This window comes from Pseudomonas sp. CGJS7 (assembly GCF_036961695.1).
In genome coordinates this window covers 32953-44956 of sequence record NZ_JBAMDI010000041.1, presented here as the reverse complement: position 1 = coordinate 44956, position 12004 = coordinate 32953, and the positions used below count along the sequence as shown (strand labels likewise).

The window sequence follows — 12004 nt, the reverse complement described above, 5'->3', positions numbered from 1 at the left end:
TGGTAGTCACGGTGGCGGCCAATTGATGGCCGCCAAAGGATAAGACTAGTCAAGAATCCAGAAGGTGCGATGACCTGGGTCAGTAGTGCGGACCCGATCAGGCACGTGGCAGGTTGCGCACCACATTCAGCGCCGCACTGCTCTGCGCCACAGGCATGATCTCGATGGTATTGATATTCACGTGCGCCGGCTGCTCGGCAACCCAGGCTACCGTCGCTGCAATGTCCTCCGGCAGAAGGGCCTCTACATCCCGATACAAGGCCTGCACGGCGTCCATGTCGCCATTGAGGCGCACTACCGAGAAGTCCGTGCCTGAGCACAGCCCCGGCTCGATGTTGCTCACCCGCACCCGGGTGCCAGCCAGGTCGGCACGCAGGTTGAGGCTGAACTGGCGGACGAACGCCTTGCTGGCGCCATACACGTTACCGCCCGGGTAGGGGTAAGTGCCGGCGATCGAGCCGATGTTGATGATCATGCCGCTATCGGCTTCCACCATCTGCGGCAGGATCTTGTGGGTGACCATGGCCAGGCCGGTGATGTTGGTGTCAATCATCTGCTGCCAGTTTGCGGCACTGCTGGTTTGGGCACGGTCCACGCCCAGCGCCAGTCCCGCGTTGTTGACCAGCAGATCGATCTGCAGCGACGCCTCACGCATCTGCTCGACCGCCTTCTCGAGCGACACTGAATCAGTGACATCCAGCGCCAGCGGAATGAAATTTACGCCGAGTTCGGCCTCCAGTGCTTTCAGTTTGTCCATGCGCCTGGCTCCACCGATCACACGGTAGCCTTTGCCGATCAGGGTGCAGCAGATGGCGCGGCCAAAGCCTGAGGAAGCACCGGTTACAAATGCGGTTTTCATTCGTTGTCTCCTATCAATGGGTCAGGTGAGGTACTTCACGCCCAGGCTGGTGAACAGACAGAGCATCGAGAACACCAACGCCTTGCGCACCACGTCGTTGCCTTTACGCAAGGCCAGGGAACTGCCCAGGTGGTTACCGAGGATGTTGCAGGCCACAAGTGGCAATGCCAGCAGGTAGACGACCTTGCCTGCGCTGACGAACGCCACCAAAGCACCGATGTTGGAAGCGAAGTTGAAGGTTTTGGAGTTGGCCGAACTGGAGACCAGGTCCATGCGCAGCAGGTAATGGAAAGCGATGATGAACATGCTGCCGGTACCGGGGCCGAAGAAGCCGTCATAGAAGCCAATGGCCAGGCACGTCAACGGCACTACGGTGTACAGCATTCGCGAAGACAGCTCGCGCTCCTCGACCGGACGATCCTTGGGGGTAAGGAAAATGAGAATGCCGAGGGGGATCAGTACCAGGATGATCTTGCCCACCGTTTCCTGCGAGATCGATACGATCAGATGAGCCCCCAGGTAGGCGCCTAATAGCGAAAACGGCACCCCGACCAACGCTACCTGCCAGACCATCTTGCTGTTGGCCAGGAAGTTGCGGATAGCAGCCAGCGTGCCAAGGGTACTGACCAGTTTTTCCTGGCCCAGTGCCACCTGGGGCGGCATGCCAACCAGCAGAAAACCCGGCACCAGAAACAAACCACCACCACCGGCAATGCTGTCGACGAAGCCCGCAACGAAGGCGATCGCGCCAAGTATGAGGACTGCCAGCAACCAGTGCTCCGCCCAGTAAGAACCCAACATTTCCATAGCGATGTCCATCCAGTGGAGCGTTATGCCAGGCACAGCCCGAGTGCGGCCGGCCTGATCGGTGCGATGATTGTAATTTCAAAAATTGAATCGATTCAATCTAAAATAAATTCAACTCAATTTAGCCGATTACCATCATTACCTGCATCCGAGCTTTCATGCTAGGCTTTCGCGCTCTTGCAGAGCCTGGTGCCATCTCCATGTGGGTCCCCCAATACAGCCATCAAACACAGCCGGTTTACCTGATGATCGCTGATGCCCTTGAACAGGACATCGAAAGTGGTCGGCTTGCAGAAGGCGATCGCTTACCCACGCTCAAGGACCTGGCCGAGGCGCTGAATGTAACCCCCGGCACTGTTGGCAGGGCCTACGACGAAGCAGCCAAGCGTGGTCTGGTGGCTGGCGAGGTGGGCCGAGGCACATTTGTCAGGCAACTGCGGCAGCCATTACCCGCCCCGTCGGTGCCCACACCCGTTGCCGGCGAGAGTAGCCAGATCGACCTCTCGATCATCAAGCCCAACGACGCTCACATGAGCGAGTGGCTAGGCACGGCTATCAGCGAACTGGCCGCCTCATCGGACTTGGGGCAGGTACTCGACTATGTGACAGAGGGTGGTCACACGTCCCACAAACAAGCCGGTGCGACCTGGATACAGCGCTGGCTGCCTGATGCTCGCTGGCAGCAGGTAGTACTGACCGCTGGCGCCCAACATGGGCTGCTGGTGGCCATCAGCAGCCTGTCGAAGAATGACGATGTGGTGCTGTGCGAGTCGCTCTGCTACCCGGGCATCATATCCCTGGCCCACAGCCTGGGCCGGCGCCTGCGCGGCGTCGCCATGGACGAACACGGGCTCATCCCGGAGGCATTGCGCGCGGCCTGCCTGGAACACCGCCCTTCCCTGCTGGTGTGCGTCACCACGCACCAGAACCCGACCAACTCGATCATGCCCCCAGCAAGGCGCCAGGCTATCGCCGAGATCGCCCGTGAGTTCGACCTGTTCATCGTGGATGACGATATCTACGGTTTTCTCGAGCCCAGCCCGGACTACAAGCCGCTTGCAGCGTATGCGCCTGAACGCTCGGTATACCTCACCAGCCTGTCCAAAAGCGTACTGCCGGCGCTGCGCATCGGCTACCTGTACGCCCCGCCGCAAACCCTGTCGCGGTTATCATCGATGGTACGCAGCAGCGTGTGGATGCCATCGCCTCTGATGGCGCAATTGGCCAGTAACCTGATCAACAGCGGCAAGGCCGACCAGTTGGTGCGTATGCAGCAGCAGGAGGCGGCCGCGCGCCAGCACATGGCCCGGGAGATTCTTGGCCAATACAAGATCCGCAGTCAGCCCCACAGCTTCCATATCTGGCTGGAGCTGCCAGAACCGTGGACCAGCGACGAGTTTGCCAACTTAGCGCGTGACAACGGCGTAACGGTGGTCAGCGGCAGCCAGTTCCTGCCTGAACGCAGCCACGCCACCAGCGGTGTGCGCATCGCCCTGATGGCACCCAGCCGCCAAGAACTGGGCTTTGCCCTGACCAAGCTGGCAAGCCTGCTGGATTCGCCGGAGCCCCGGTTGTTCTACTGAAAGCGATGCCAGATACGCAGTGCTGCCCATAAAAAAACCCAGGGCAACGGCCCTGGGTTTCTGGTCTTGCTGAACGCCCTACCGCTCTGATCAGAACGGAATATCGTCATCGAAGCTGTCGAAGTCAGCCGCCGGCTGCGGCGCAGGCTGTTGCGGCGCTGGGCGCTGAGGGGCCTGTTGCGGGCGCTGGGCCTGCTGGCGTGGCGGTGCCTGGTTGTACTGTTGCTGCTGGCCGCCACCATAATTGCCGCCACCCTGGTTGTACGGGTCGCCGCCCTGCTGCTGGCCCTGCGGACGACCGCCGAGCAGCTGCATGGTGCCGTTGATGTCGACGATGATCTCGGTGGTGTAGCGCTTGATGCCGTCTTTTTCCCACTCGCGGGTCTGCAGCTTGCCTTCGATGTAGCACTGCGAACCCTTGCGCAGGTATTCGCCAGCGATTTCGGCAACCTTGCCGAACAGCGACACACGGTGCCACTCGGTACGCTCGACCTTCTGGCCCGACTGCTTGTCAGTCCACTGCTCGCTGGTGGCCAGGCTCAGGTTGGTCACGGCGTTACCGTTGGGCAGGTAGCGGACTTCGGGATCCTGGCCACAGGTACCGACCAGAATGACTTTGTTAACCCCACGGGCCATAACGTTCTCCTAGGCTTCGCACGCCGAAGAGGCTGGATTCACCAGTCGCTCGAGGGTCGCACGGTCCAAAATTTTCGTATCCAGTTTGATATAGATGGCGGCTTCTTCTTCCACCACCACAGCGTCGGTCACACCCGGCACGGCCATCAGGCGCTCGGTCAGGCCGGCTTCCCGGACCGCCTCAGGCGTCAGGGGCATGCGCAGGCTGGTCACATATGGCGGCTCGTTCATGCGCAAGGCGACGATCAGCCAGATAGCACACAGCACCGCGCTACCGAGGAACACCGTGTTCAGCCCACCGTGCTGGAACAGCCAGCCGCCAAGAATCCCGCCTAACGCTGCACCGAGGAACTGGCTGGTGGAATACACCCCCATTGCCGTCCCCTTGCCACCGGCAGGCGACACCTTGCTCACCAGAGAAGGCAGCGAAGCCTCCAGCAGGTTGAATGCGGTAAAGAATACCACGGTGCCAATCACCAGTCCGCGCAAACCGTCAGCCCACTCCCAGAAGTATATCTCCGTCAGCAGCAGGACACTGACCGCGCCGGCCAACACACGTTTCATCTTGCGCTTTTTTTCGCCGTAGATGATGAACGGGACCATTGCAAAAAATGAGATGAACAGCGCGGTCAGGTACACCCACCAATGCTGCTCCTTGGGCAGGCCACCACGCTCGACGAACGCCAGCGGCAGCGCAACGAAGCTGGCCATGAGGACGGCGTGCAGGATGAAAATGCTGACGTCCAGGCGCAGAAGGTCCGGATGGCGCAGGGTCGGGCCGATGGCCTGGCGCGCCACACCCGACTCGCGGTGCTGCAAAATGCTGTGGGTGCTGGGCACGACAAACGCGATCAACAGCATGCCGACCAGGGCAAGCCCAGCCGTGACCAGGAACAAACCTGACAAACCAAAGGCACTTGTCAGCAATGGACCGACGACCATGGCGACAGCAAACGACAGGCCGATGCTCATGCCGATCATGGCCATGGCCTTGGTCCGGTGTTGTTCGCGGGTGAGGTCCGACAGCAGTGCCATGACCGCAGCAGAAATTGCCCCCGCGCCCTGCAGGATGCGCCCGGCAATCACGCCCCAGATAGAGTCGGCTTGGGCCGCCAGTACACTGCCCAGGGCGAAGATCACCAGCCCCAGATAAATCACCGGCCGACGACCGATGCGGTCGGAAATCATCCCGAACGGGATCTGCAATATCGCCTGGGTCAGGCCATAGGCACCAATGGCCAGGCCGATCAGGGCAGGCGTGGCGCCAGCCAGGTCCATGCCGTAGGTGGCCAGTACCGGCAAGACCATGAACATGCCCAGCATACGAAAGGCAAAGACCAAGGCAAGGCCGCCAGCGGCGCGGGTTTCGCCGCCACTCATGCGCTCGTTGTGGGTGTCGTGCATGGATTAACCTCGTGTGAACCGGCGGCGATTCTATCAGTCCGACAGCTTGACGGCATCTACGCGACGCTTTGCCGCGTCATACTGGCGCGCCGTATACTTCCTTGTTTATGCCCGCCAAGCGAGGCCGCAGTGGACAAGATTCTGATTCGTGGGGCACGTACCCACAACCTGAAGAACATCGACCTGACCCTGCCCCGGGACAAGTTGATCGTGATCACCGGCCTGTCCGGTTCCGGCAAGTCGTCCCTGGCGTTCGATACCTTGTACGCCGAAGGCCAGCGCCGCTATGTGGAATCGCTGTCGGCCTACGCCCGGCAGTTCCTGTCGATGATGGAAAAGCCCGACGTCGACACCATCGAAGGCCTGTCGCCGGCGATTTCGATCGAGCAGAAGTCGACCTCGCACAACCCGCGCTCCACGGTCGGCACCATCACCGAAATCTACGACTATCTGCGCCTGCTGTACGCCCGCGTCGGTACTCCACGCTGCCCGGACCACGATATCCCGCTGGAGGCGCAAACGATCAGCCAGATGGTCGACCTGGTGCTGGAGCGCCCGGAAGGCAGCAAGCTGATGCTGCTCGCGCCAGTAGTACGCGAGCGCAAAGGCGAGCACCTGGCGGTATTTGACGAGCTTCGCGCCCAGGGCTTCGTGCGGGCCAGGGTCAACGGCAAGCTCTACGAACTCGATGAGTTGCCCAAGCTGGACAAACAGAAGAAGCACAGCATCGATGTGGTGGTGGACCGCTTCAAAGTCCGCGCCGACCTGCAACAGCGCCTGGCCGAATCGTTCGAGACGGCGTTGAAACTGGCCGACGGAATTGCCCTGGTGGCACCGATGGACGACGAACAAGGCGAAGAGACGATCTTCTCCGCGCGCTTCGCCTGTCCGGTGTGCGGCCACGCGATCAGCGAGCTGGAACCGAAGCTGTTTTCCTTCAACAACCCGGCTGGCGCCTGCCCGACCTGCGACGGCCTGGGGGTCAAGCAATTCTTCGACACCAAACGCCTGGTCAACACCGAACTGACCTTGGCCGAAGGCGCGATCCGCGGCTGGGACCGGCGTAACGTGTACTACTTCCAGATGCTCGGTTCGTTGGCTGCGCACTACGGCTTCAGCCTGGAGGAGCCTTTCGGCGAGCTGTCAGCCGAACACCAGAAAGTGATCCTGCAGGGCAGCGGCAAGCAGAGTGTCGATTTCAAGTACCTCAACGACCGAGGCGACATCGTCAAGCGATCGCACCCGTTCGAAGGCATTGTGCCGAACCTTGAGCGCCGCTACCGCGAAACCGAATCGGCCACCGTGCGTGAAGAACTGGCCAAATTCCTTGGCACGCAACCGTGCCCGGATTGCCGGGGTACGCGCCTGCGCCGCGAGGCGCGCCATGTGTGGGTGGGCGAGAAAACCCTGCCGGCGGTAACCAATTTGCCGATCGGTGAAGCCAGCAACTACTTTGGTCAACTGACCCTTACTGGGCGGCGTGGCGAAATCGCGGCAAAAATCCTCAAGGAAATCTGCGAACGACTTCAGTTCCTGGTCAATGTCGGTCTCGACTACCTGACCCTGGATCGTAGCGCCGACACCCTGTCCGGTGGCGAAGCGCAACGTATCCGCCTCGCCAGCCAGATCGGCGCTGGGCTGGTGGGGGTGATGTACATCCTCGATGAACCGTCCATCGGCCTTCATCAACGCGACAACGACCGCCTGTTGGCCACCCTCAACCATTTGCGCGACCTGGGCAACACGGTGATCGTGGTGGAACACGACGAGGACGCCATTCGGCTGGCCGACTACGTGGTCGATATCGGCCCGGGCGCCGGTGTTCACGGTGGGCAGATTGTCGCCGAGGGCTCGCCCCAGGAGGTCATGGACCATCCCGATTCGCTGACTGGCAAGTACCTGTCCGGGCGCAAGAAGATCGTCGTGCCGGCCAAGCGCACGCCGCGCAACAAGAAGCTGCAGCTCAAGCTCAAGGGCGCACGTGGCAACAACCTGCAGAACGTCGACCTGGAAGTACCGATCGGCCTGCTGACCTGCGTGACCGGTGTATCCGGCTCGGGTAAATCGACGCTGATCAACAATACCCTTTACCCCTTGGCCGCTACCGCCCTCAATGGCGCAAGCAGCCTGGAAGCCGCACCGCACAGCAGCATGGACGGCCTGCAGCACCTGGACAAGGTGGTGGATATCGACCAGAGCCCGATCGGCCGCACACCACGCTCCAACCCGGCCACCTACACCGGCATCTTCACGCCGATCCGCGAGCTGTTCTCCGGTGTCCCGGAGTCACGCTCGCGTGGTTATGGCCCGGGGCGTTTCTCGTTCAACGTCAAGGGTGGCCGTTGCGAGGCCTGCCAGGGCGATGGCCTGATCAAGGTGGAAATGCACTTCCTGCCGGACATCTACGTGCCGTGTGACGTGTGCAAGAGCAAGCGCTACAACCGCGAAACCCTGGAGATCAAGTACAAGGGCAAGAACATCCACGAGGTGCTGGAAATGACCATCGAGGATGCCCGCGAGTTCTTCGATGCGGTGCCGGCGCTGGCGCGCAAGCTGCAAACGTTGATGGATGTGGGCCTGTCGTACATCAAACTGGGGCAATCAGCGACCACGTTGTCCGGCGGTGAGGCGCAGCGGGTGAAGCTGTCGCGCGAACTGTCCAAGCGCGATACCGGCAAGACCTTGTACATCCTCGACGAACCTACTACCGGTCTGCACTTTGCCGATATCCAGCAGCTGCTGGATGTGTTGCATCGCCTGCGCGACCACGGCAATACCGTGGTGGTGATCGAGCATAACCTGGATGTGATCAAGACTGCCGACTGGCTGGTTGACCTGGGGCCTGAGGGCGGCTCCAAGGGTGGGCAGATCATTGCCTGCGGTACGCCAGAAGAGCTGAGCGAGATGAAGCAGTCATATACCGGCCATTACCTGAAACCATTGCTGGAGCGGGACCGGGCCTAAGTGTTGCCAGCGCAATGAAAAAGCCCCTGGTACCGATGGTGCCAGGGGCTTTTACTTGAGCCTGTGGGTAACTTACATCTGCGACTGCAGGTAGTTTTCCAGCCCGATGGCCTTGATCAGGCCCTGCTGCTTCTCAAGCCAGTAGGTGTGATCTTCTTCGGTGTCGGCCAGCTGCGCACGCAGGATGTCACGACTGACGTAGTCCTTGTGCAGTTCGCATAGCTCGATGCCTTTACAAAGCGCACCGCGCACCTTGTATTCGAGCTTGAGGTCTGCCTCGATCATTTCCGGCACGGTGCTACCGACCTCCAGGTCATCCGCACGCATGTCAGGGGTCCCTTCGAGCATGAGGATACGACGCATCAGGGCATCGGCGTGCTGCGTCTCTTCCTCCATCTCGTGGTTGATGCGCTCGTAGAGCTTGGACAGGCCCCAGTCTTCGTACATGCGCGAATGAATGAAGTACTGGTCGCGTGCCGCCAGTTCGCCCTTCAGCAGCGTGACGAGATAGTTGATTACATCCGGGTGGCCTTGCATCGCCCTGATTCTCCATGTGAAAACGTCTATGCCACATAGTGTGAACCAGCTTTTGCCTATGGTCACTGAAAAACGCGCAATCAGACGCAAAAAATCGGTTAAACAGTAGTGATATTCATTGAAAAACCGCCCAAATGAGGGCGGTTCTTCTTATCACTTCGACTTAGGCGAGATTGATGCCCAAAGCCTTCGCAATCCCTTCGCCATAGGCCGGATCCGCCTTGAAGAAGTACTGTAGCTGACGCTGAATCACGTCTTCGCTGACACCCGCCATGGTACCGGCGATGTTGCTGATCAGCAGGCCTTTCTGCTCATCGCTCATCAAACGGAACAACGCGCCGGCATGACTGAAGTAGTCAGTGTCCTCACGGTGATCGTAGCGATCAGCCGAACCATTCATGGCCAATGCTGGCTCAGCATGACGTGGCGACTGTTTCGGGGCATCGCTGTAGCTGTTTGGCTCGTAGTTCGGTGCACTACCGTAACTGCCGGTGGCCATCGAGCCGTCACGCTGGTAGCTGTTCACCGGGCAGCGTGGCGCGTTGACTGGCAATTGCTGGTGGTTGGTCCCCACGCGATAGCGGTGCGCGTCGGCGTAGGCGAATACGCGGCCTTGCAGCATGCGGTCCGGCGAAAGACCGACGCCGGGCACCATATTGCTCGGCCCGAACGCGGCCTGCTCGACCTCCGCAAAATAGTTGAGCGGGTTACGGTTGAGCTCCAGCACACCCACCTCGATGAGTGGATAATCCTTCTGCGACCAGGTCTTGGTCACGTCGAATGGGTTCTCGTCGCGGCTGGCAGCCTCGGCTTCGCTCATCACCTGAATGCAGACAGTCCAGCGCGGGTAGTCGCCACGCTCGATGGCCTCGAAGAGGTCGCGCTGAGCGTAATCCGGATCGGTCCCTGCCAGGCGTGCAGCGTCTGCCGGGGTGAGGTTCTTGATGCCTTGTTGGGTCTTGAAGTGCCACTTGACCCAAGTGCGCTCACCCTTTGCATTGATCAGGCTGTAGGTGTGGCTGCCAAAGCCATGCATGTGACGGTAGCCGTCCGGAATGCCACGGTCGGAAAACAGGATGGTGACCTGATGCAACGCTTCTGGAGAGTGCGACCAGAAGTCCCACATCATCTGAGCATTCTTCAGGTTGGACTGCGGGTGGCGCTTCTGGGTGTGGATAAAGTCCGGGAACTTCAGTGGGTCGCGAATGAAGAATACTGGCGTGTTGTTACCGACAATGTCCCAGTTGCCTTCCTCGGTGTAGAACTTCACCGCGAAGCCGCGCGGGTCACGCTCGGTATCTGCAGAGCCGCGCTCGCCACCAACGGTGGAGAAGCGTAAGAAAGTCTCGGTTTGTTTACCGACCTCTTCAAACAGCTTGGCGCTGGTATAGCCGGTGATATCGTGAGTAACGGTAAAGGTACCGTAGGCGCCCGAGCCTTTGGCATGGACGCGGCGCTCAGGAATGTTCTCGCGGTTGAAATGGGCGAGCTTCTCGATCAGGTGGAAGTCGTCGAGCAGCAGCGGACCGCGCGGGCCGGCGGAGCGGGAGTTCTGATTGTCGGCTACAGGTGCACCGCTAGCGGTGGTGAGAATCTTGCTCATGGGCTCTCCATTTCGGTCTTCAAGGGCCGGCTGATCGGCTGTAGAGAGAGTATTGACGAGCAAGATTACAGGGACAAATTCATTACATGACTTACATCAATAGAAATAAACAATAGATGTATAAACAAAAAACCGGGCACTAGGCCCGGTTTTCTGTAGCAGACAGAACGTCTTACTCAGCAGCTTCTACAGCACCGCCGACCGGACGATCAACCAGCTCGACATACGCCATAGGCGCGTTGTCGCCAGCGCGGAAACCGCACTTCAGGATGCGCAGGTAGCCGCCCTGACGGGTGGCGTAACGCTTGCCCAGGTCGTTGAACAGTTTGCCAACAGCGGACTTCGAACGGGTACGGTCGAAGGCCAGACGACGGTTAGCAACGCTGTCTTCCTTGGCCAGGGTGATCAGCGGCTCGGCAACGCGGCGCAGTTCCTTGGCTTTCGGCAGGGTGGTTTTGATCAGCTCGTGCTCGATCAGCGACACTGCCATGTTCTGGAACATAGCCTTGCGGTGAGAGCTGGTACGGCTCAGGTGACGTCCACTTTTACGATGACGCATGATTCATTCCTTACCAAACACTACGTTCGGTGATTACGACGATCAGGCGGTCGCCTTGTCGTCTTTCTTAAGACTTGCAGGCGGCCAGTTGTCGAGGCGCATGCCGAGAGACAGACCACGAGAGGCCAGAACGTCCTTGATTTCAGTCAGGGACTTCTTACCCAGGTTAGGAGTCTTCAACAGCTCTACTTCGGTACGCTGAATCAGGTCGCCGATGTAGTAGATGTTCTCCGCCTTGAGGCAGTTGGCCGAACGTACAGTCAGTTCCAGGTCGTCAACCGGACGCAGCAGGATCGGATCGATCTCGTCTTCCTGCTCGACTACGACAGGCTCGCTGTCACCTTTGAGGTCGACGAACGCGGCCAACTGCTGTTGCAGAATGGTCGCAGCGCGGCGGATAGCCTCTTCAGGATCCAGGGTGCCGTTGGTTTCCAGATCAATGACCAGTTTGTCCAGGTTGGTACGCTGTTCAACACGGGCGTTCTCGACCACATAGGCGATACGACGCACCGGGCTGAAGGAGGCGTCCAACTGCAGACGGCCAATGCTACGGCTTTCGTCTTCGTCGGTTTGACGGGAGTCGGCCGGCTCGTAACCACGACCACGAGCTACAGTGAGCTTCATGTTCAGAGCGCCGTTCGACGCCAGGTTCGCGATTACGTGATCGGGGTTGACGATCTCGACATCGTGATCCAGCTGAATATCGGCAGCGGTAACCACCCCCGAACCCTTTTTCGACAAGGTCAGCGTAACTTCGTCACGACCATGCAGTTTGATAGCGAGACCTTTCAGGTTCAACAGGATTTCAATTACGTCTTCCTGAACACCTTCGATCGCGGAGTACTCATGGAGTACGCCATCGATCTCGGCCTCGACTACTGCACAGCCAGGCATGGAGGACAACAGGATGCGGCGCAGCGCGTTGCCCAGGGTATGGCCGAAACCACGCTCGAGAGGCTCGAGCGTAATTTTGGCGCGGGTCGGACTGACTACCTGCACATCAATGTGGCGGGGAGTCAGGAACTCATTTACCGAAATCTGCATGGATGCAC

10 protein-coding genes are annotated in these 12004 nt (G+C 59.7%); 2 read left to right on the top strand and 8 right to left on the bottom strand.

All coding sequences use genetic code 11. The features are described from left to right. Positions 1–97: 97 nt before the first annotated feature. Positions 98–859: an SDR family NAD(P)-dependent oxidoreductase gene (locus tag V7787_RS23625; RefSeq protein ID WP_020192248.1), complete on the bottom strand. Its 762-nt coding sequence runs from the start codon at positions 857–859 to the stop codon at positions 98–100. Between the two features lie 21 nt (positions 860–880). Next, on the bottom strand, positions 881–1666 hold the full coding sequence (locus V7787_RS23620; protein ID WP_064492901.1) for a sulfite exporter TauE/SafE family protein: 786 nt from the start codon (positions 1664–1666) through the stop codon (positions 881–883). A 200-nt stretch (positions 1667–1866) separates the two neighbouring features. Between V7787_RS23620 and V7787_RS23615 the strand changes: the two genes are divergently transcribed. Beyond that, positions 1867–3249 carry an aminotransferase-like domain-containing protein gene (locus V7787_RS23615; RefSeq protein WP_064492900.1) on the top strand — a complete coding sequence of 461 codons (1383 nt, stop codon included), beginning with the start codon at positions 1867–1869 and terminating at the stop codon, positions 3247–3249. 90 nt (positions 3250–3339) lie between these two features. Here the strand turns inward: V7787_RS23615 and V7787_RS23610 are convergent, their stop codons facing one another. Both V7787_RS23610 and V7787_RS23605 read right to left on the bottom strand, forming a co-directional pair. After that, the gene (locus V7787_RS23610) at positions 3340–3885 is read right to left on the bottom strand and encodes a single-stranded DNA-binding protein (protein WP_003255446.1); all 546 of its coding nucleotides are present in this window, start codon (positions 3883–3885) and stop codon (positions 3340–3342) included. Positions 3886–3894: 9 nt separating this feature from the next. Continuing rightward, the gene (locus V7787_RS23605) at positions 3895–5289 is read right to left on the bottom strand and encodes an MFS transporter (RefSeq protein WP_064492899.1); all 1395 of its coding nucleotides are present in this window, start codon (positions 5287–5289) and stop codon (positions 3895–3897) included. Positions 5290–5418: 129 nt separating this feature from the next. On the opposite strand from V7787_RS23605, the gene uvrA reads away from it, so the two are divergent. Next, entirely contained in the window at positions 5419–8253 is a 2835-nt protein-coding gene (gene uvrA, locus V7787_RS23600) for an excinuclease ABC subunit UvrA (RefSeq protein WP_010951778.1), read from the top strand. A gap of 72 nt (positions 8254–8325) precedes the next feature. On the opposite strand, the gene bfr is transcribed toward uvrA, so the two are convergent. From bfr to V7787_RS23580, 4 genes are all read right to left on the bottom strand, one after another. Further along, positions 8326–8790 carry a bacterioferritin gene (gene bfr, locus V7787_RS23595; RefSeq protein ID WP_003255449.1) on the bottom strand — a complete coding sequence of 155 codons (465 nt, stop codon included), beginning with the start codon at positions 8788–8790 and terminating at the stop codon, positions 8326–8328. Between the two features lie 163 nt (positions 8791–8953). Next, entirely contained in the window at positions 8954–10393 is a 1440-nt protein-coding gene (locus V7787_RS23590) for a catalase (protein WP_064492898.1), read from the bottom strand. A gap of 172 nt (positions 10394–10565) precedes the next feature. Then, positions 10566–10952, bottom strand: a complete 387-nt coding sequence (gene rplQ, locus V7787_RS23585) for a 50S ribosomal protein L17 (RefSeq protein WP_003255451.1) — start codon at positions 10950–10952, stop codon at positions 10566–10568. Positions 10953–10994: 42 nt separating this feature from the next. Continuing rightward, positions 10995–11996 (bottom strand): DNA-directed RNA polymerase subunit alpha, encoded by a 1002-nt coding sequence (locus V7787_RS23580; protein ID WP_003255452.1) that lies wholly within the window; start codon positions 11994–11996, stop codon positions 10995–10997. Positions 11997–12004: the final 8 nt, after the last annotated feature.